Annotated in this window: 15 protein-coding genes and 1 tRNA gene; 5 read left to right on the top strand and 11 right to left on the bottom strand. The window is 67.5% G+C overall.

What is annotated here, in order from left to right; genetic code table 11:
* Positions 1-140: 140 nt before the first annotated feature.
* The gene (locus KEG38_RS52955) at positions 141-614 is read right to left on the bottom strand and encodes a YchJ family protein (protein WP_272428647.1); all 474 of its coding nucleotides are present in this window, start codon (positions 612-614) and stop codon (positions 141-143) included.
* Positions 615-939: 325 nt separating this feature from the next.
* Here KEG38_RS52955 and KEG38_RS52950 point away from each other — a divergent pair, with 325 nt between their 5' ends.
* Positions 940-1,671 (top strand): tail fiber domain-containing protein, encoded by a 732-nt coding sequence (locus tag KEG38_RS52950; RefSeq protein ID WP_272428646.1) that lies wholly within the window; start codon positions 940-942, stop codon positions 1,669-1,671.
* Here the strand turns inward: KEG38_RS52950 and KEG38_RS52945 are convergent.
* The gene (locus KEG38_RS52945; protein ID WP_272428644.1) at positions 1,668-3,086 is read right to left on the bottom strand and encodes a hypothetical protein; all 1,419 of its coding nucleotides are present in this window, start codon (positions 3,084-3,086) and stop codon (positions 1,668-1,670) included. The genes KEG38_RS52950 and KEG38_RS52945 overlap by 4 nt on opposite strands.
* 364 nt (positions 3,087-3,450) lie before the next feature.
* Between KEG38_RS52945 and lipP1 the strand changes: the two genes are divergently transcribed.
* On the top strand, positions 3,451-4,392 hold the full coding sequence (gene lipP1, locus KEG38_RS52940; protein ID WP_372518253.1) for a LipP1 family hormone-sensitive lipase: 942 nt from the start codon (positions 3,451-3,453) through the stop codon (positions 4,390-4,392).
* A gap of 9 nt (positions 4,393-4,401) precedes the next feature.
* Here the strand turns inward: lipP1 and KEG38_RS52935 are convergent, their stop codons facing one another.
* The 7 genes from KEG38_RS52935 to KEG38_RS52905 all read right to left on the bottom strand — a co-directional run bounded on the left by KEG38_RS52935 (position 4,402) and on the right by KEG38_RS52905 (position 11,193).
* Positions 4,402-5,997, bottom strand: a complete 1,596-nt coding sequence (locus KEG38_RS52935; RefSeq protein ID WP_272428641.1) for an acyl-CoA carboxylase subunit beta — start codon at positions 5,995-5,997, stop codon at positions 4,402-4,404.
* A gap of 68 nt (positions 5,998-6,065) precedes the next feature.
* Positions 6,066-6,569, bottom strand: coding sequence for a methylated-DNA--[protein]-cysteine S-methyltransferase (locus tag KEG38_RS52930; RefSeq protein WP_272428639.1), 504 nt, complete (start codon positions 6,567-6,569; stop codon positions 6,066-6,068).
* Positions 6,566-8,020, bottom strand: a complete 1,455-nt coding sequence (locus KEG38_RS52925; RefSeq protein ID WP_272428637.1) for a DNA-3-methyladenine glycosylase 2 — start codon at positions 8,018-8,020, stop codon at positions 6,566-6,568. The genes KEG38_RS52930 and KEG38_RS52925 overlap by 4 nt, the downstream gene beginning before the upstream one ends.
* Before the next feature lie 86 nt (positions 8,021-8,106).
* Positions 8,107-8,976 carry a hypothetical protein gene (locus KEG38_RS52920; protein WP_272428635.1) on the bottom strand — a complete coding sequence of 290 codons (870 nt, stop codon included), beginning with the start codon at positions 8,974-8,976 and terminating at the stop codon, positions 8,107-8,109.
* Positions 8,977-9,540: 564 nt separating this feature from the next.
* Positions 9,541-9,615 (bottom strand) — tRNA-Glu (locus KEG38_RS52915).
* Between the two features lie 204 nt (positions 9,616-9,819).
* A complete protein-coding gene (locus tag KEG38_RS52910) occupies positions 9,820-10,245 on the bottom strand; it encodes a hypothetical protein (RefSeq protein WP_272428634.1) in 426 nt (141 codons plus the stop codon).
* A 615-nt stretch (positions 10,246-10,860) separates the two neighbouring features.
* Entirely contained in the window at positions 10,861-11,193 is a 333-nt protein-coding gene (locus KEG38_RS52905) for a hypothetical protein (RefSeq protein ID WP_272428632.1), read from the bottom strand.
* Positions 11,194-11,454: 261 nt separating this feature from the next.
* Here KEG38_RS52905 and KEG38_RS52900 point away from each other — a divergent pair, with 261 nt between their 5' ends.
* The gene (locus KEG38_RS52900) at positions 11,455-11,736 is read left to right on the top strand and encodes a hypothetical protein (RefSeq protein ID WP_272428631.1); all 282 of its coding nucleotides are present in this window, start codon (positions 11,455-11,457) and stop codon (positions 11,734-11,736) included.
* A gap of 33 nt (positions 11,737-11,769) precedes the next feature.
* Here the strand turns inward: KEG38_RS52900 and KEG38_RS52895 are convergent, their stop codons facing one another.
* Positions 11,770-14,226, bottom strand: coding sequence for a P-loop NTPase (locus KEG38_RS52895; RefSeq protein ID WP_272428629.1), 2,457 nt, complete (start codon positions 14,224-14,226; stop codon positions 11,770-11,772).
* A 734-nt stretch (positions 14,227-14,960) separates the two neighbouring features.
* Positions 14,961-15,680, bottom strand: a complete 720-nt coding sequence (locus tag KEG38_RS56325) for an SURF1 family cytochrome oxidase biogenesis protein (RefSeq protein WP_372518252.1) — start codon at positions 15,678-15,680, stop codon at positions 14,961-14,963.
* Between the two features lie 948 nt (positions 15,681-16,628).
* Here KEG38_RS56325 and KEG38_RS52885 point away from each other — a divergent pair.
* Positions 16,629-17,192, top strand: coding sequence for a hypothetical protein (locus tag KEG38_RS52885; RefSeq protein ID WP_272428625.1), 564 nt, complete (start codon positions 16,629-16,631; stop codon positions 17,190-17,192).
* 590 nt (positions 17,193-17,782) lie between these two features.
* The coding region (locus KEG38_RS52880; protein WP_272428624.1) for a hypothetical protein at positions 17,783-20,268 on the top strand (2,486 nt) is incomplete at its 3' end.

Here is a 20,268-nt window from a genome sequence, read left to right as displayed (position 1 = left end):
ACCCCGGGTCCAGCGCTTGCGCTGGTCCAGGTCCAGGGGCGGATAGCCCCTGGTGGGGCCTGGGGCAACGCCCCAGCTCAGCGCCTCCCAGATGAGACCAATGCTCAGTTCTTCCGACCGGGGGGAGCCATGGGTGGGCTCTACAAGAGCGCTTGGAACGCGGCGATCGTGAGGGCCTTGGGATCGGCTACCTTCGCGGCGGCGAGCTGCCGGCCGCTCCGATAACGAATACCGACGCCGTCGTGTGCGAATTCGCTGAGCTCGATGAACGAGCGGTCCTGCCCTTTCTCGAACACGCGCGCGTGGAAGAGGACGTGCGAAAAACCGGCCTCGTCCGGGCCGTCGTGGTCGAGCACGTCGAGGCGCATGAACTTGAGCGTCGAGGTCGCGTCGCGGATCTCGCGCATCACCTCGGCCTCGGGCCGTTTGCGATCCTCGTGATCGGGGTGGAGCGTGCGAAGGACGTACGCCGACTCCTTGCGCGCGTACGCCGAAAAACGCGAGCGCATCAGCGCTTCGGCGCTCGGCGCCTCGCGTTCACCGCGGTGATAGGGGGCGCAACAGCGCGCGTAGGGCAAACCGGAGCAGCAAGGACAATCTCGGGCTGGAGGCATCGCTGGGGAGCAACGTAGCAGAAGCGGGGCGTCAGGGGGCCAAACGTTCAGAGCCACGTGTGCCCCAGCGGCGGGTCGACGGGCAAGCCCCGGGCGCGCCGCGCGAGGAGGTCCGGGACGTGGAGGCGGTCTCACGGGGCCGGCTGGCCTCGTTCGCGGCCGAACGTGGTCACCGAGCAGCCCACCCCGGCGAGTGCGGGGACAACCATGATCCCGGACAGACATGCGGAGGCGACGCGATACAGTGGGCGACGGGGGCGAATGCCGGCGATGCGCCCGGCGCGCGCTTCCGGAGGGCGTCCTGCGCGGCGCCGAGGAGAGCGATATGAACGCAATTCGGCTTGGAATGGTGGCAATGCTTGCGGGTCTGTTCGTCACGGCCGCGTCCGGCTGCAAGTCGAAGATCGACGGGGGCGGGGGCGGAGAAGGCGGCCAGGCCGGAGGCGCTGGCGGCCAGGGTGGTACCGGCGGCCAGGGCGGCGGTGGATCGTTGCAATGGTACACGACCTGCGGAGACCCGGTCTGCGAGATCCCCGACGGGGGCGCGATGCCGCCGCAGGGCGTGGCCGTGTGCACGACGGAAAAAGAGGGTGAGCCGTGCTCGCAATCGGGCGCGACCTGCTGGCCAGAGGACAGCACGTGCGGCGTGCTTTTGACGTGCGCCGCGAGTGATCCCAAGGACAACCCGGGCGGCTGCCCCATCTCGCGCGTGAGCCACAAGAAGGACATCAGCTACCTGTCGGAGCGCGCGGTCGAGGCGCTCGCCGACGAGGCGATGGCGATGCGGCTCTCGACCTGGCGTTACAAGGGTGAGGACGCCGCCGCGCGCCCGCACGTGGGCTTTTTGATCGACGACATGCCCGAGAGCGCGGCCGTCGCCGCGAGCGGCGAGCGCGTCGATCTGTACGGCTACACGAGCATGGCCATTGCTGCGACGCAGGTGCATGACAAACGGATCGACGCGCTCGAACGCGAGCTCGCCACGCTGCGCGAGGAAATGGGCGCCCTCCGCGCGAAGGCCTCCCACTGCGAGAGCGCCGAGGCCTCGTCCCGCTAGCGACGACACCGGAGGAGCACGCGCCCCTCGTCTCCTTCCCGCTCCGACCAGGCGACGCAGACGGCCCCGCCCGACGCGGCGATGGCCGGATCCACCGACGCTCCCTCGCTCCGCGAGACGGAGTTTCCCGGCGCCGCGCCTGCTTCGTTGGGGCTCCAAGCACCCATTTCGACGCCGAAGGCGAGCGCTCGCCCGGCATGCTGTCCGCCCGGCGCCGCCCCCTTTCGGGGGTCGTGCAAGATTTGCCACGAAGGACCCCCGTGCATCACAATCGCGGGCGGGACGCCCTCGGCCACGCCTCGCCCGAGCTCCTCGTTCGTTTCCGCTGCCGCTCCCGGCGCGCGATACGACCCCGCCGACCAGACCCGCGCGGCGATTGCGTTTTCGGTGCGATACACGACCGCAGGCGGGGCCGAGCCCTCGGGCAAGGCGACCGCGGGAAAACCATAGCTTTTCGCGGGAGGAAAGTCCGCGGCGTCTGGGCCTCCCGTGAGCTCGATCGGCGCGTCGGTTTCCCACGCGACGAATCGAAGCTCGGGGCGCGGGCCGCTCATATCGAGCAAGGCGATCCGCGGACGTTCTCCCCCGGCAAACGCGACGATCTGCCCGACGAGCGGCCGAGCCGCCGGCTGCTTCATGATCCGGGAGCCCTTCTCGTCGCTGCGCCAGACACGCACGCGCTCCCGTAGGACGCCGCCCTGCGCGACCCGCTCGTTCCACGCATTGAAGCGCACGTTTTGGGGGCCGAACGCGAGCCAGGGATCACCCATGTACAGCGTGTCGTGCTCGGGTATGAGCGTGGACTCCACGTAGAATGACCTGCCATTCCAGGCCTCGACGATGAAGGCTTTGTCTTTCCGGAACGTGATGTAGGGATGGCCCTTCGGGTGCGCCGTCAAGGTGATGCTCTTCGAAGCCGGCGCACAAGGATCGAGCGGCCCGATTTCGGGGAGCGTCCATGTCACCCACGCGCTGCCCGTCCATCGGTGCACGACGGCCTTCATGGCCCTGAGCCCCGGCTCGGCCCAGGCGACCATAGGTCGGCCGTCGCCGTCGACCACGAGCTGGCTCTGGGGGACAGGGTGGGCGACGGCCGGACAGGCGACGGCCCGCGGCGGCCCCGGAATGTCGAACACCCGGGCGGGCGGCGGCGTTTTCGGCGAGAGATCCTGCACGCGGGTCCCATCGACGCGGAACACGCGCGGGCGGAGATCCTCCAAGAAAGACACGAGCACACGGCCCTGCTTGTCCCGGGTGAGCATCAGCTCGGGAAAACCGCGGTACTGCTCCGCTGCAATGGGCGGCAAATCCTGGAATCGCCCGCCTTCGAGCCTGCGCAAACGAACGCCCGGCGCCTCCGCCCAGGCGACGACGAGCCGCCCCTCGGCGTCGTAGATCGCAACCGGAGAGGTCATGGCGCCCGCCGACGGAGAGACGACGCCCGGGCTCACCGCGGGCGTGGCGGAGGACGAAGGCGCCGAGGAGCCGAGCGCGAACCAATCTCGAACCGGGGCAGTTTCGGCGAGGACGTCGGGGCAAAGGGCGGGCGGTCGCGCGGAGTCGGTCGGGGCCGTCGCGATGACGTTCGCGGGGCGCGGGGACGGTTTCGCGGGCGAAGGCCCACAGGCCGCGAGGCTTCCGAAGGCCAGGAAAACCAAGCGACGCCGTGGGGAGGGGTCACGAGCCATGAACACCAAGGAGACCGCTTGGGCGCCCGGCCGTCAAGATTGCGCTTCGTTCTTGACCGCGCGGCCGAGTTGATGCGCTGATCCGCCTCCCATGTTGCACCCCCAGGCCCGGGCTCTGATCGATTTCATGGAACGCAGCGGCCTGCCGCCGGCGCATACGCTCTCGCCAGCGGACGCGCGGCGCGCGTACCGCGAGCGCCGCGGATTCACGCAGCCCGACCCGCCCGCGGTCGCGGAGGTGCGGGATCTCCACGCGGACGCGCCGCACGGCAGGATCCCGCTTCGACTGTACCGCCCCGCGGGCACGACGACCGGCACAGGTTTACCCGTCCTCGTCTATTACCACGGCGGCGGCTGGACGATCGGCGACCTCGACACGCACGACACGCTCTGTCGATCACTCGCGAATGGCGCCGGCTGCGCGGTCGTGTCGGTCGATTACCGCCTCGGGCCCGAGCACCGGTTCCCCGCCGCCGTCGACGACAGCCTGGCCGCGACGTACTGGGTACAGCGCAATGCCGAGGCGCTCGGGATCGACGGGACGCGCATCGCGGTCGGCGGCGACAGCGCGGGCGGCAACCTCGCGGCCGTGGTCGCGCTCGCCGCGCGCGACGCGGGGGATCTCGGGATCACGTTCCAGCTCTTGATTTACCCGGCGACCGACATGCGCCGCATCGCGCCCTCGCACACGACGAACGGCCAGGGCTATCTGCTCACGCGTGACTCGATCACGTATTACCACGACCATTACATCGGCGACCCCGTGCACGACCTCGACTGGCGCGCCTCCCCGCTGCTCCACCCGAGCCATGAAAACCTGCCGCCCGCGCTCGTGCTGACGGCCGGCTACGATCCGCTGCGCGATGAGGGGCGAGAGTACGCCGAGCGCCTCACCGCGGCGGGCTCGAAGGCGAGTTACGTCTGCTTCGAGCGGCAGGTGCACGGCTTCGTGCCGATGGGCAAGGTGTTCGACGAGGCGAACACGGCCGTCGCGCTTTGCGCGGCGTCGGTGCGCGCGGCCTTGTTCCGCTGAGGAAAACGCTCACCAGGTATCGACGAACCGCCGCGCCTCCGGGCGCGCCGGCGTCGGGACCGATTTCAGCCCACGAAGAATCCAGGCGCGCGTCTCGGCCGGGTCGATGACGGCGTCGAGCTCCAGGAAAGACGCGGTGTTGATGGCCTTCCCGCGCTCGTACACGTGCGCGACCATCGCTTGAAATGTCACCTCACGCTCCTCGGGGTTTTCGATGGCGTCGAGCTGCTTGCGCATCGCGAGCCGCACCGCCCCCTCGACGCCCATTCCGCCGAACTCCGCCGTCGGCCAGGCAATCGTGAAAAAGGGAGCGTGTAGGTGCCCGCCGGCCATGGCCTGCGCGCCGAGGCCGTACGCTTTGCGGAGGACCACGGTGAAAAATGGAACCCGCAAGCTCGCCGCCGTCACGAACATCCGCGAGGTATGGCGCACCAGCGCGGTCTTTTCGGCCTCGGGGCCGACCATGAAGCCAGGCGTGTCGCAGAGGGAGATGATGGGTAGGCCAAACGCGTCACAGAGCTGCATGAATCGCGCGGCTTTGTCGGAGGCGTCGGCGTCGATTGCGCCGGCGAGGCGATACGGGTCGTTCGCGAGGAGCCCGAACGGACGTCCCTCGATACGCACGAGCGCGGTCACGAGGCTCGTGCCGAATTCGCGACGGAGCTCGAGGACCGAGCCCGTATCCGCGAGCGTCTCGATGATCGGTCGGATCTTGTAGGCCCGTCGCCGTCGCTCCGGCAAGGCGTCACGGAGCACGCGCTGATCGGCGCACGTAAAATCGGCGATTGGGCCCTGGAAATAGCCGAGATATTTCTTCGCGACGTCGACGGCCGCGGCCTCGTCCCGGACGCGCACGTCGACCACGCCGTTCTTGCTTTGCACGTCGATCGGCCCGACCTCCTCGGGCGTGTATTTGCCGAGCCCGCCCCCCTCGATCATCGCGGGCCCGCCCATGCCGATCGAGCTGTCCTCGGTCGCGATGATCACGTCGCAGCAGCCGAGCAATGCGGCGTTCCCGGCGAAGCAACGGCCCGAGACGATCCCGACGCGTGGGACGAGGCCGGAGAGCGCGGCGAACGAGAGAAAGCTCGGCGTATCGAGGCCCGCGACGAGCGGCATGTCCGTGTCATTGGGTCGCCCCCCTCCCCCTTCGGCGAAAAGCACGACCGGCACGCGCCATTGCGCCGCGAGCGCGAGCATGCGATCGAGCTTCTTGTGCCCCATGCCGCCCTGCGTGCCGGCGAAGACGGTGTAATCGTAGGCGAGCACCATCGTCCGCGCGCGCTCGTCGTCGAAAAACGCGCGGTTCACGCTGCCGATGCCGCAGACGATCCCGTCGGCGGGGCTCGCCCGGACGAGCTCTTCGATCGAGAGCCGCTGCCGCTGCGCGGCCAATGCGAGCGCGCCGTACTCGACGAAGCTGCCCGGATCGACGAGATCCTCGATGTTCTCGCGCGCCGTCCGTTGCCCGGTCTTGCGGCGCCGGGCGACGGCCTCGGGCCGGCCTGCGTCGGTGGTCGCGTGGAGGCGCGCGCGAAGGTCGGAGAGCTCCGGCCGCACCGGCGCCTCGTCGGGGCCGTGCGCGGGATTTCTGGATTCACTCATTGGCGTCGGCAGGATCGCAGAGACGGTCCCCGCGTGTCCAGGGACTTGCGATCGGAGGGCCGACAGGCTCAGGAAATGGTGGGGCCGGGCGCGTGGCGGTCTTGCTCGTGCGAGAGGAGCCACCGCTTCGCTGCGATGCCGCCCGCATACCCCGTGAGCGCGCCGTCGCCCGCGATGACGCGGTGGCAGGGCACGATGATGCTGATCGGGTTCTTCGCATTCGCCGCGCCGACGGCCCGCGCGGCTTGCGGCCGACCGAGCACCCGCGCGAGCTCGGCGTAGGATCGCGTCTCGCCAAAGCGGATTTCGAGGAGCGCGCGCCAGACCTCGCGCTGAAAATCACTTCCCCGTGGATCGAGCGGCAACATGAAAAACTGGCGCTGCCCGGCAAAATATTCCTCGAGCTGGCGCGTGGCCTCGCCGAGGACGGGATGCTCCCGTCCATCGCGGGCAAGGATGACCGGCGCGCCTTTGTGCCCGGGCAGGTACACGCCCACAATCGCTTCGTTCGAGGCGACGACGTGGAGCTCGCCGAGAGGGCTCGAAATACGGCGTTCATACAACATATTCATTCCTTGAATGCTCCTTCTGAAAGGCCCTGCCAGAGATGAATGACCGCATAGGCCCGCCACGGCCTGAAGGCCGCGGCGCGCTCCTCCGCTTCGCGCGTCGATTTCACGCGAAGTGCCTTCCGTACCCCGAGATCCGAGGCTGGAAATGCGTCCGGAAACCGATACACACGCATGCCGAGATACTGGGCCGTCCACGCGCCGATGCCCGGCAAGGCGACGAGCGCGGCCGCGGCAGCCTCGGGATCCTCGCCGCGCTCGAGCCGGACGTCGCCCTGCGTGACGGCGCGCGCGAGCGCCTGGATCGAGCCCGCGCGCGACGCGGGCAAACCAATTTGGATGATGTCGGAAAGGGGCGCCTCGGCGAGCACGGATGCCGGCGGGAAGAGGTGCGTCACGCCGGCGATCGGCGTGTCCAGGGCCGTTCCGAACCGCTTCGCGATGCGCCCGCCGAGTGTCGTCGCCGCGCGCACCGAGACCTGCTGACCGAGAATGGCGCGCACCGCCGCCTCGAAGCCGTCGAACGCGCCCGGCACGCGCAGGCCCGGATGACGCGCGACGAGCGGCGCGAGCAGCGGATCACGGCTGAGCGCCTCCGCAATGAGCTGCGGATGCGCGTCGAGATCGAAGAGCGCGCGCAGTCTGCCGAGCAGAAGCCCGAGCGCGCCCGCGAGCTCGGGCGCGACCTCCACCCGGAGCGCGTTTTTCTGCGGCGCGGGCATCACGCGCACCCACCCGATCCGCTCGCCGAGCCGCACCGAGCGGGCATACACGCCGCCCTGGACAGCCTCGACCCCGGCAATCGCGCGGTCGGCGAGGAATGTGAGCAGCGCATCCCAATCGAGCGGCGGCCGATAATCGAGCCGCAACGTGATGGCGGCGCCGGCCTCCGCTTCCCCGAGCGCGCGCCTTAGCGCGGACGGCGGCCTGCCGAACCGTGCGGAAAACAGCGCATTGAATCGCCGAACACTCCCGAACCCGCTCGCGAACGCGATCTCGGTGAGCGGCAGCGACGAATCCTGCAAAAGCTGCTTCGCGAGCGCGAGCCGCCGCGATTGAGCGAGCTCGACGGGCGCCACACCGAGCTCGGCTTCCATCGCGCGCCGGAGGTGCCGCCCGGTCACGCCGAGCACGCGCCCGAGGTCATCGACGGATCCCTCGTCGAGAAATCCGCCCTCGATTCGCGCGAGCGCGGCGCGGACGAGGCGCGGCACGGAGTCCTGCGGCGCGCCGCCCGGCGAGAGCTCCGGCCGGCAGCGAAAACACGCGCGAAACCCGTCCCGATCCGCCTCCGCAGCGTACCGGTAAAACACGCACCGATCTCGCGCCGGTGTGCGGGCGCGGCAAACGGGTCGGCAGTAGATGCCGGTCGTCTGTACGGCCACGAAAAACAGCCCGTCGAAGCGCTCATCGCGCGCGCAGAGGGCTCGGTAGCAGGTCTCCGCATCCATCATCGCCCTCCCCTCGTAGCGCGCCCGCGCCTCGATGTCTGGCCGTTTTCGGACGCGACAGCGATCTCGATGCGCCTGCCCGCCGGCCTTCAGATCCCGCGGCTGTCGGCGAACACGATCCAGGCGGTCACGAGCGCGATGAAATAGACGAGCCCGGCGACGACGACGAGCCGCGACCGCCTCTCCTCCGGCCCCGCCTGGGCGACGGCGAGCACGATCCCGAGCTTCGACAGCGACCCGCCCTGCGTGTATCGGCCGAGGACGAGCCGCATCAAGTGCGGAAACACCCAGAAAAACGGCGCGAACAGCGCAATTTCGACGAGCGCGACCACGAGCCATGCGGGCAGCCCGAACGGCGCGGGCCCGAACGCGGCGATTTGCACGGCGCGGACCTTGGGATCGAGGTTCACGGCGAGCACGCAAGCGAGGAGCAAGGCCGCGACGATTCGCCCCGCGCCGTCGGGGGAGATCCGAGGCTTGGTGGAAACAGGCGCGCCCTTCTGGAGGCGGCGGATGTTGCGGTGACAAAGCGCGGCAGCGGAGCCGAAGAGGACGAAGATCCCGAGCGGAAAACCTCGCCGGAAAGGCAGATTGAGCTCGGCGTCGAGCTCGACGTTCGAATAGGAACCGGGACGGCTCAGGGACGGATCTTCGGGGAGGTACGTGATATCGAAGGTTTCACCGGGCTCGCCCGGGAGTTTTTTTCGGTCGACGTTCCACGTGTAAACGACGCCGTCGACCTCGTAGCGGTAATGGGAAACCGAGGCCGAACCTTGTCGGGTGACGGCCGTGAGCGTCGCGGTGCCGGCGCGGCCATGATCGGCGAGCGCACGCAGCCGGAGCTCCTGGCGTCGAAAGAGAAGCCCGAGCACGAGCGGGATGACCAGGGCAATCGTCGCAAAAACGATCCTCCCCCGCGCATCGGTCGTGATGAGCTTGCGGCGCTTCTCTTCGTCCATTCGCTGTTCGATTGGGGACTGTATGCCCCGGTAGGCAGGTTTTGCAAGGGGAAGCCTCCGGGGTCGAAGGGCACAGCCGCACCTCGAAGACCGAACTCGACCGCCTCGGCCCCGCGCTCCTCGGAGCGGCTCGTCAGCAAAACGCGGAAGGCCGTCGCGGAGTTCTGAGGCTCGGGGGGAGCGGAGGGGAGCCGCGCGCAAACAGCGCCCCGGACGAACCTCTCGACACAGAACGCTCGGGGCTTCACACACTCGACGCGCCAGCCACCGTGGTCACGTGGCTCTCGGAGACCGTTCTGTCCGAGGAGCTCCGACCTGAAGCCGGATGCCGTGATCCGCGCACATCGACGAACCCCGGCGGATGGAGGCCGAGGCCGGGAAGCGACGCGCCGACCTGAAGGAGGTATTGACCCGGCAAGCCCGAGCAGGCCCGCGAGGTGATCCGCAACATCTTCCAGGGTCCGATCAAGCTGACGCCGATCGAGACCCCCGAAGGGAAGCGGTTCTGGGTGGAGGGATCCGCGAACCTGTGGGCCCTGTTCGCGGCTGGATGTCTTGAATCAGCGTCCCCAGCGGGATTCGAACCCGCGTAACAGCCTTGAAAGGGCTGGGTCCTGGGCCGGGCTAGACGATGGGGACGGGTGCTTCCGGGGAAGCGGGCGCGAACCCTAGCCTCCGCCGAGCTCCAACGCAAGAGCTTTCCGCTCTTCCGTTGTTCACTATTTTGTGTCGTGAGCTACAGGTACTCATGGACCCCAGGTGCCTTGTACGCCGCCTCGCGTGTCCGCCGGCCGAGCGCACCCCGCCTTGCGCACGTCGCCAGCGCGGGTGACGACACGCCACTCAGATCACGGCAAGCTGCCGCAGCAACGCGATCAGCGCATCGGCATCGTCACGCCGCCAAAACCCGAAGGCGAGGTGCTCGCCGGACGTGATTTCGATGTCGACCTCGGCTCCGAACGGCAAGATTTCGAGCTCGACCTGCGTGAGCTCGATATTCGCGAGCCTGAGGGCTCCCTCGGATACGAGCTGCATCAATCGTCGTGTCGCGGCGACGCGCGCTCGAACCCATAGATAGCCCAACCCGAGAACGGCCATGCACCCACAACACCACATGAACGCCGTGAGAAACCATCGGAGCGCTGGCGTGTAGGTGAGGGCCGCGCACATCGAAATGAAAGCGACGATGCCAGCGACGATGCCGTAAAGCGACCAGACGCGGCTCCGCGCGCGTGCCATCAGCGAGTCGAGCTCCGTAGGGCCAGACACGGTGAACACCGTACCGGAGGCGTCTGCGCCTGCGCAAGCGCGCGCGCAGGGGGTTGTCGCCGATCCATTCTTCCCGAGCCTCCTCCACTCCTCCGGCCATCCCCCGACGCGCGCGAGCCTTGCGTGCGACAGGCTCCTGCCAGGACCCCGTGCCCCCAGGGGGCAACCTCGTCCTCGGCGACTGGCTGTGTCGTTCGCCGGCCGATCGAGGTCGAACGCGAGGCGGCACGGTCTCGCGCCTCCGGCGTCACGACCCTGTGGCCCCGCTGCGTCGGCGCCGTGCCCCGCCCCCCTCGGGACCGTGCTCCGGCCAACCCGTCTCGAAGCCCGGAGGGCACGACCCCGAGTCTCCGGAGACACGGCCTCGTCCCTTCGACGAGCTTCCCCGTGTCCCCGTTCACATCTCCTCGCCTCCGCACCCACACGCTCCCGTGTCCGACGTCGCTCGACGTCGTTGGGGAGTGTGACGGGGACCAGGTGTCCGTGAGGGTGGCTCGTCGGGCGTACGGGACGGGCCAGGCTCTCGTCTCCAGGGCGCTCGTGACGCTCGTGCGTGACGAACGCCTCGCGTGCGGCCGGCGACGTGGAAGCGGGTCCTCCCCGGGTAGGCGAGGCTCACCCCTGGTTTTGCTCCAGGTCTTCGGGGGTGAGGGGCTCGATCGGGTCGAGGCCCGAGTTTTTCTTGTGCTCCATGCGGTGCTCGAAATTAGCCATCGAATCGGAGGGGTCGATCGCTTCGAGCCTGAGCTGGAAGAAGGTCTCGATGTCGAACGCTACGGAAAGAATGGGGTAGCGATCCGGGAGGCCCGTCCGGGTGTTCGTCCATGGGTAGGCGACGTGGACCAGCGTGACGGGGATCCGAAGGATCGCGAAGACCTCCCGAGCAATGCGGAGGGCGGCGCTACACACGTGGTCCTGGTAGATCGCCCAATACTTGCGGTCGGGCATCCGTTTTCGGGAGATCCGTCCTGTTGGCGTGTAGGAAACCTCAATCGATCGGCAAGACGCTCTGATCGTTCGCGGTGAGCCATGCCTCGACGCACCACGGGCGGCGCCTTCTAGGCCGGTCGCGACCACGGGGGCGCTGAGGAGGCCGGTCCATGAGGAGGTCGCGCTACCGGAGCAGGTTCGGATCGCCCGGGGGGGGCGCGATTTGTGGCGACGCGGGAGCTACGAGGGACCTCGGCGGCGGCGCGCGAGGCGCGGCAGGTGGCGAAAGCGGCGACGGTGCTCGTGCTGGATGACGTGGGGGACGGGCTCGACGGGGCGCCCGAGGGGTCGGGGTGGATCCCGGAGAAGATCACGGGGACGCGGGACGTGATCGATTATCGGCACAAGGAGCCGCGGCTGCGGACGATTGTCACGCCGTGGTTGTCCGAGAAGAAAATGGCGGCGTACTACGGGGGTGGGACGGCGAAGCGGGTCTATCGAGAGGCGGCCGTGGTGAGGGTCGGGCCGCAGGAAGGGGCGCGAGATGGCGGGCGAGCGTGACAGGGACGAGGGGGCGCGTGGAAGTGGTTCGGCTCATGCGGAGCGGTATATATTTAAAGCACGCTCCCAATCTTTCCGGAGTTGCTCTGCGCTGCCACGTGGGTGAACGCGCCGCAGGTCCATGGCAATGAAGTCCATTGTTGCCCAGCCTGGCCACTCGCTCAGGCTGATACTGTGCGCCTTGGCATACTTTAGGAATGTGATGGCGCCACGGACTGCCACATCGTGCGGGTGCACCTCGTGCCGATGCCGACGTTTTGCAATTACCACGGCTTCTTTTGCACTCTCCAGCGCATCAAGGACCAGCCGCCTGTCCTCGAAGCGGGCATACCCTCGCATCTCTGCGACGGTGAACTGGATCTTTGCAAGTGTCGTCAGCGGCAGTGGGTGGTTCTCGATGCCAACCGCCTGCTCGGCATAGCGTAGCGCCTTGTCTGGATCTGTGGGCACGGTAAATAGCGCGCGTTGCTCCCAATAGCGGCTGTTCCACTGCCAATCTGGGGCGATTTCTTCGTAGAATTCTGCGGCACGTTCTTGAAGCATGCCCTCGACAAACTCTGCATCCAGCAGTCGCCCAGCCAGCCTAGCCTCTGGCTGGCGCTGCTTGATGGCCTCGCGACTTACGTACGGACGTAATGCCCGTGCCAGTGCAACATGAACGTCGTAAGACCGGCGCCCAAGAAGACCGTACGTCTGTTCTGCTACCACCCGGTGTCGCGTCAACAGCGTACCGTCCGGCTTTGGGAGGACCAGCGCGCGGAGTTCCCCGTCTAACGCATCATAGAGTTCCTTTGCGCTACATTTGGCAGCAGCCCTTACAATTCCCTCTCGCGCGGAGTGCGCGTGTGTATGAGCAAGACAGACAACGCTGTAAATTCTGCGGCCGCGATCGCTCAATTGTAGCAACTCGTCATTCATTCGCGACGCGAGGCTGACGTTCATGGAGAGTTGCACAAGACCAGACAGTAGATCGCCGCCGGTGATCTCGCGGCCAAGCACACCATCAGAGTACCCGGCCCGCGCCCCCAATAACCCTTGCTTGCGCAACGCCGCCACAAAGGATAGCGCTTCGTCTAGCGTGAGCGTCGCCATTGACGAGCTTTCGTAGAAGCTGTCCTTCGTCAGTCCGTCTATAAATTGTTGCCGGACGCCGCGATCAACGCCGAGGATCAGGACCCTTGCCTTACTCCCCTCCAACTTGTAGATGAGGTCTACCAGTTGGTCGATGTGATCGCCGACCCGGTCCACCATTAGGACAACAGGCTCGTTTGCCCCTTTTAGAATGGTGACCGCTTCGTCGACCGACATTCTTGCGTCGCCATCCCAGAAGAATGTAGCAACCTTCTGGTTTGCTAGAGTGGTAGCCACATCGAGCAGCAAGCAGCTTTTGCCTGAGCCAGCGGGCGCAAATACAATGCGTATGATAGAGCGGGCAGGATTCGAGGCCCAACGTAAGACGCCCGCCGCCAGGTTAGCGGTATCCGTACGCGGCAATATCTCGTTTCTGCGAACATGATCCCAGTTCGGCTCGCAGCCGGTAAGAATATGGGGGGGCGCTTGACCAGCGGACTGTGACACCGCGTCGCCCACGTGGCGCCATTGACTAAAGAAGATTCTCTCGGCGGATGCACTCCCGAACAGTGCGGCCGTTGTTTTGGGGCGAAGCAAATCGATTACAGTGGGACGGTCGGGTACCACCTCGTTAAGTTGCGAAATGAACTCGTCCGCCGTCGCCTTCACGATCGTCAGGCCATGACGCTCGCAAACTCGCTCAACAATAGAATCTACGTGTGGGGTAACGAATAGCGACGGTGCGGATCTGGATCGGATTTTATGCGACTTGTCGCGCCGCTTAAGAAAAACTTCGAGATCAAATTCGTTTAATGCGCAGCCCATGACGATGAAGGGCTTCTCCTGGATCTCGTCGGCAAATATGTAGTCCCACACGTTGTGTTCATCGACATGCCCCGCGTACGATCTGGTCGAGAAGACGAAGCCTGCTTCGGGGCGCTCGACATATCCATGTAGATACACCACCTGGACTGAGCCTGGTTCATCCCGGTCCTGAAAGGGATCGCTGTGTGTCACGCACTGGATTTTCTGTAGAGCCCGGTCGTTGTCGTGGTAGGCATCGAGGAGGACATTATCGATGTTGTAGGTATAGATGCGGCGCCAAATGAAGCTGGGCAGCGTGCGCACCGTTGTGGAGGCCTTGCAGCCGAGGAACTTGGCTACAAGAAATTTGCTCAGTGCATCGGGCGGGATAGCGTCGCTCAGGGAAGCGAGTGGGTAATCGGCGGGAAGGTCGAATGCTGCTGCGAGTTCACGTGCAAGCTCACCACCCAATGGAAGATTCTTCCCATCAGGGCCAATGGAACTTCTAGAAAAGCCAGCCCCCAGGAGTAGGCGGTAATGACCATTGCGAACAGCGTTCCGGAACAGCGAAAGCTGGTCATCCGTCAGCGCGGCCATTAAGTTGGACACAGTCATGAATTCGTTCCTTTAAGTTCTGGGTTGTTGTGTACGCCCCTTGGAGGCGTGGGGGTCGCTTCATTCTGCGACAGCTTGGAGTGCCCGGAACAACCAGCCTTCTCACAGTTCGCGCATACGCGCAACGTTCTTTTTCTGTCCCACGCGTAGACCTGCCGAGGTCGAGGGCGACGGGAGGCCGGGGCCGCGTCGAGGGCCTCGCGCTCGGCCAGCTCGGCGCGCACAAGGGGCTCGGGGGCCCTCGGCGGGCCGGCCGGCCCTCGGCGAAAATCTTCCCCGAGGTCGAGGCGCCCCGACCGCGCTCGACGTCGTATTTCCGCCACCCCCACATCCGGGGGGGTCGATGTGGCGGAAATGAAGGCGACGGAATCGACGCGCGGCGAGCTCCTCGGCGAGCGGCGCGAGGCTCGACGCGAGGGCCTCGCTGAGGGGTTCGGCCGAGCCGCACGTTGCCGCGGGGGTCGACGTCGAGGCGGGCGATCCCGCCGAGGTCGAGGGCGACGGGGTGGCCGGGGCCGCGTCGAGGGCATCGAGCTCGGCGAGCTCGGCGCGCGCAAGGGGTCGAGAGGTCCTCGACGAGCCGGCCGGGCCTCGGCAAGAATCTTCCCCGGGGTCGAGGCCCCGACCGCGCTGCGGGCAGAAGGAGAGTCGAGGTCGATGTCTAGGAGATGGTCCGTCCCTCTATGCGCTTCGTTATCGCCGTATAGTCGGGCAGCTCAACGTCACGGCTCTCGTCACGGCCCATTCACCTCTATGAGGATCGGAAGGCTGTTCTGCCCGTATGGCGCCAAATCCAACACATCTCGTACATTGTCGAAATGCTCCCACAGACGACTGATGTTCGAGGGCGGTTTTCGGAGAGTGCCCTTGATCGTCACGGGATCTTCGAAGAGAGGATCCTTCCGTTCCGTCGGCAGGGAAAGCGAGTCGAGCGACTTCGCTTCGATCCAGCCGTTGTCGACGATGATTGCATCGAGCGCGTACCATGAAGGCCATCCGAGTGATGGGTTGCGCTCACGAACGAATCGGAACGGCCGTAGGACCCGATATCCAGCGACCCCCGCCTGTGTCTCAGGGACGAGCACAGCACCGATGCCCCAGTAGCCGCGCACGGTGGAGCAGCGGTCGATCTGCCAAGCGGGTGCGAGGCGAGGCTTAGCCTTCGATATGTCGAAACAAGCGCCTTTCGCAGGAGGCGGCCCGTGAGGTCGAGCTTGTGTCTCCGAGAGCCGCACATCCTCGGCGATGATCCATACCTTAGTTTGGCGCTCCGGGTGGGCGGAGTCCAACGCCGAGACCGACGGGGCCGGCACGGGTGACGCGACGGACGCCACAGCCGTTGGAGCTGCAGCTACGTGAGGCGGCCCTACGGGCTGGACGCGTGCACCCGCGTCTTTCGAGCCGACGTTGATATCTCCGGCATTGGTGCCGCACGCGGCGAGAGGGATAAGCATGGCGAGCCACCTGAGCTGCGCGCACATGACGGCCCGACGTCCTCGTACCGATCTAGAAGACACGACTCCAACCCATCGGTGGCATGAGATGTAAGTATAGCACGCCCGGCATCCGCGCGTGATCTTCAACTGTGGTCAGGCGCGCGATCCATGGTGCTCCCGATCCGTGTCGCTTGCCGGTTTACTTGGCGGGACTGTGTGACCTGATCGGGTGTTCGATACGCCCGTGGAAGGGCTCCTATTCCCGCATTTCAATGAACCCAGGCTTCGACCTCTCGGCGATCTGCGCCCCGGCGCCCGCGTACTGGGAGTGGAAGAGCTCGAGGGGGCGAGGTCGAGGCGGGCGATCCCGCCGAGGTCGAGGGCGACGGCGAGGCCGGGCGGCGTCGAGGGGCCCGAGCTCGGCGCGCACAAGGGGCTCGGGGACCCTCGGCGGGCCGGCCGGCCCTCGGCGAAAATCTCCCCCGAGGTCGAGGCGCCCCGACCGCGCTCGACGTCGTATTTCCGCCGCCCCCGCATCCGGGGGGGTCAGAGTGGCGGAAACCAAGGCGGCGGAAACACGTCGCGGCGTGCTGCTCGGCGAGCGTCGCGAGGCTCGACGCGAGGGGCTCGCCGTGGGTTCGTCGCAGCCGCACGTTGCCGCGGGGGCCGGCGTCGAGGCGGGTGATCGCGGCGTGGTCGAGGGCGACGGCGAGGCGAGGCGGCATCGAAAGGCCCGAGCTCGGCGCACACAAGGGGCTCGGGGCCCCTCGGCCAGCCGGCCGGCCCTCGTCGAAAATCTCCCCCGAGGTCGAGGCGCCCGGACCGCGCTCGACATCGGGTTTCCGCCACCGATTCAGCCTCCTTCATTTCTGCCACCTCGGCCTCCGGATCCTGGAGGAGCGCCGTGGGGGCGCGGCATCGAAAGAAACGGGTTGTTCGCCCGAGGCGCGAAGGTACTCTCACTCCGTGGCGATCGAAGCGGGTGTGATCGCGGAGGCGCTCGCGCTCCTCCGCTCCAAAGGGGCTCTTGGTGAGGCCCTCGCCACGTTTCGCGCCCCGGAGCTCTCGGCGTTCTCGGGGCTCGACCGAGTGCTCCTCTTCGCGGCGCGGGCAACCGAGACACTCGTCGGCGCCGTCCGCGACGCACGGAGGGTCGAGATCGTCGCGCGCGACGCGGACGGCTTGCTCCTCCGCGCGCCGGAGAGGAACCCGTTCGTCGTCGTGCCGAGCAATCTTGTCGCGCCGTGGAACGAAGTCTCGCGCTTCACGATCACGGGAACAAGCGTCGATCCGGTGGCGTACCTGCGCCTATTCGTGCAGGACGGGCGTCTCGGCGCCGACGACAACGACGCGCTCGTTCGTGAAGCGATTTCCGCACTCGCCCGTGACCTCGGACCGCTTTCGCAGTGGGAGGTGCTTGCTTTGACCTCGCCGATGCTCGAGGACGCTTACTGCTGCGCCTACGAGGCGTGCGTCTTCGTCGGGGCCGGGAGCGCCGTTTTCCTCGCGGTGGGTATGGTGTGCGGCTAGAGCATCGACCGGTTCGATGCTCGGAAGATCGCGAAGCGATCTTCCCTCGGGGGGTGAATCGGCCGGGCTTTGCCCGGACGAGAGGGGGACGCGAGGCGTCCCCCTCGGGACAAAAGAGCTAGGACATCGAGCGGTTGCAAACCGCTCGATGTCCTAGCGGTGACAAGCAGGCCGGAGGAGCGAGCATTTGCCGTCCGTTTCCGTGGGATCCGCCGCGGTCATGATGGGCCCGCGCCGAGGTCGATGCGTGGCGAGTTCGGGGGAAGATCAGCGCGGTGCCGGACCTCGACGCCGGCCGCCTTGACGCCAGCCGCGAGCGCATCGAGCAACGCTCCTCGGCGAGCGTCGCGAGGCTCGACGCGAGGGGCTCGCGTCAAGAACGGACGGAGCGAAATGGAGGCCCGTGTGACAAACCTGTTGTCGAGGACGTCCCGTGGACGATAGGCTTCTTAGCTATGTTACCGTTTTTCCCATCATTCTTCGGTCAGAGAGGCAGGCGACCGTCGCTGAGCCTCCTCTCTTCTCTTTCCACCCTCGTACCCCTCACCCTCGGCGCCGCGCTCCTCTCGTCGTGCGCCGACCGGCCCGGGATGGCGGACGCGCCTGCCGCGGCCGACCGCGGGCCGGGGCTCTCGCTGCCCGGCGCCGAGCCCAGAACGCCCGCCGACCCCCTCTACCTGACCGTGGGGGCCGAGATCGGCCTCGACGCGCCGGTCCTAGGAGACGTCGACGGCGTGAAGCAAGCCCCGGCGATCGCTTACGGCGACGGGCAGTACCTCGTCGTATGGGAGGACTCGCGGGAGGCTTTCGCGGGGGAGGGCACCATCAACGTCCCCCTCTACGCCGCGCGCGTGGCGCTGGACGGGACGCCGCTCGATTCGCCGGCCTTCCGCATCGGCCGGGGGAGCAAGCCGGCCGTCGCCTCCGACGGCTCGGGCTTCCTCGTGACCTTCGCGGGCGCTCCCGGCGCCGCCTGCAACCAGTGCGGCGTCCGCCTGGACGCGAGTGGCGCGATCCTCGACGCCACCCCCCTCACGATCGCCGCGACAGGCTGGCTCGGCTCCCCGCCGGCCCTCGCCTGGAACGGCGCCGCCTATCAGGCTGTGTGGCCCTGCACCAACAACAGCCACATCTGCGCCGCGCAGATCACGCCGGCCGGCGTCGTCGGGCCCATGGTCACGGTGCCCATCAAGCTCAACCCCTACCCTGCCCGCCCCCTCCGCCCCCTGCGCGTGGCCTCCGACGGCACGGGCTCCCTGGTGCTCGGCTGGAGCCAAGGATTCGAGCTCAGCGCCATCCGCCTCGACGCGCAGGGCGCGCCCGTCGAGGCAGCGCCGTTCCCCGTCGGCCCGATCAGCTCCAATTCGTACACCGACGACCTCGCCCTCACCTTCGATGGGATCAGCTATGTGGCAGCCTGGTCGAATGAGGACTTCGCGCAGAACGTCAGCGTTGTCTCCGCCGCCCGCGTCACGAGCGCCGGGGCCGTGCTCGACCCTGGCGGGATCGTCCTCGATATGCTGTCGCCGGGGGAGCCGGGCACCCATCTCGCCATCGCCTCCGACGGCGGCGTCACCACCGTGTTCTGGCGGGTGTGGACGGAAACGGACGATTTCACCCCGATGCGCGCCGCGCGGCTGAGCTCGGGGGGGGTCCCCCTCGACGCCGCTCCGCTCGACGTCGGGAAAGGGCGGGATCTCGCGGCGGCGGCCAGCGGCGGCGAGGCGCTGCTGATCTTCGCGGACGGGCTGTTCGACTACGAGCTCATCCACACGAACCTGCGCGCGAGGCGCGTCGCGGCGGACGGCACGCTGCCGGCGCCGCCGAGCCGCGTCGCCACCGGCACGAACGGGCAGCAAGGACCCGCGCTCGCCTTCGACGGGACGAATTACTTCGCCGTCTGGACTGACACGCGCGCGGGCGGGATGGGCGGCGTGTTCGGCGCGCGGGTCGCGCCGGACGGCCAGATCCTCGATCCCAATGGCATCGAGGTCGTGCCTGGCATTCCGAGCGAGCCTGGCGATACGGGCTTGTACCGGTATGCGTACCGCGTCGGCTTCGACGGGACGAATTTCATCGTGTTGTCGGAGACGACCGATTACCACCCTCAAGGGTGCGGCGGCTGGTCCACCGTCACCCGGGTGAGCCCGGGGGGAGCGGTGCTCGGTGAAGTCGGCCTGTTCGGGGTCGCTTGCACGACGTTCAAGATGGCGAACAGTCCTGCCGGCTCGTTATTCATCGCTTTCGACGAGTACGTTTCCTTCACCACGGTCGCGGCGTTCCTGAATGACCAGGGCGTGGTGAGCGGACCGTTCACCATCGATCTCCCGGACGTCTACTCCGTTCCCGTGGCGTTCTCGTTCGACGGCACGAATCACCTCGCGACGTACGGAATGGGGAGCAGCCTCGGCGGGGCGCGGATGAGCCCCACGGGCACGCTGGTGGACACGGCGCTCTTCCCCATCGCATCGTCCGCCGCGCCTCTGGTCGAGCACCCGGTGGCGGCCGTCTTCGACGGGCAGAACCACGTGGTGGTGTGGGTCTCGAAGGATGGCGGCGGCGCCCACGTCCTGCGCGGCGCGCGCGTCAGCCCCGCCGGGACCGTGCTCGATCCGGACGGGTTCGTGATCGCGCCGATCGTGAATGGGTGCGGCGACTCCGAGCCGAAGGCTTTCCCCTCGGCTGCATTCGACGGGCAGCGCATCGTGGTGACCTGGCGCGAGCGCGAGGCCACGGCAGCGGGGTGCGAGGTGGCGCTGCGCGGCGTGGAGATGAGCCCCGCGGGCATGGTCGAGCCGGTGTTCACGGTGGCGCCTCCGGGGTTGGACACCCGCCCGACGGGGCTGGCCTCGGACGGCACGGGCAAGACGCTGGCGCTCTACAGCCGGTTCATGCTGGGCGCGCCGTTCGACAGCTACCGAGTTCGTGGCCGCATCCTCGGTGAAATGGGTGGCAGCGGCGGCGCGGGCGGCGCTGGTGGTAGCGGCGGCGATGGCGGCAGCGGCGGCGCGGGCGGCAGCGGCGGCGCAGGCGGCGCAGGCGGCGCGGGCGGCAGCGGCGGCGGTGGCGGCAGCGG

The organism is Polyangium jinanense (assembly GCF_028435265.1).
Classification (GTDB): Bacteria; Myxococcota_A; Polyangia; order Polyangiales; family Polyangiaceae; genus Polyangium; species Polyangium jinanense.
This window is presented reverse-complemented; position numbering and strand designations above follow the sequence as displayed.

Coding starts and splice junctions, on each gene's coding strand:
- KEG38_RS52895 (WP_272428629.1), bottom strand. CDS start 14,226: ATGACTGTGTCCAACTTAATGGCCGCGCTGACGGATGACCAGCTTTCG.
- KEG38_RS52945 (WP_272428644.1), bottom strand. CDS start 3,086: ATGACCTCTCCGGTTGCGATCTACGACGCCGAGGGGCGGCTCGTCGTC.
- KEG38_RS52920 (WP_272428635.1), bottom strand. CDS start 8,976: ATGGACGAAGAGAAGCGCCGCAAGCTCATCACGACCGATGCGCGGGGG.
- KEG38_RS52950 (WP_272428646.1), top strand. CDS start 940: ATGAACGCAATTCGGCTTGGAATGGTGGCAATGCTTGCGGGTCTGTTC.
- KEG38_RS52925 (WP_272428637.1), bottom strand. CDS start 8,020: ATGATGGATGCGGAGACCTGCTACCGAGCCCTCTGCGCGCGCGATGAG.
- KEG38_RS52930 (WP_272428639.1), bottom strand. CDS start 6,569: ATGAATATGTTGTATGAACGCCGTATTTCGAGCCCTCTCGGCGAGCTC.
- KEG38_RS52935 (WP_272428641.1), bottom strand. CDS start 5,997: ATGAGTGAATCCAGAAATCCCGCGCACGGCCCCGACGAGGCGCCGGTG.
- KEG38_RS52955 (WP_272428647.1), bottom strand. CDS start 614: ATGCCTCCAGCCCGAGATTGTCCTTGCTGCTCCGGTTTGCCCTACGCG.
- lipP1 (WP_372518253.1), top strand. CDS start 3,451: ATGTTGCACCCCCAGGCCCGGGCTCTGATCGATTTCATGGAACGCAGC.
- KEG38_RS56325 (WP_372518252.1), bottom strand. CDS start 15,680: ATGCTTATCCCTCTCGCCGCGTGCGGCACCAATGCCGGAGATATCAAC.
- KEG38_RS52905 (WP_272428632.1), bottom strand. CDS start 11,193: ATGCCCGACCGCAAGTATTGGGCGATCTACCAGGACCACGTGTGTAGC.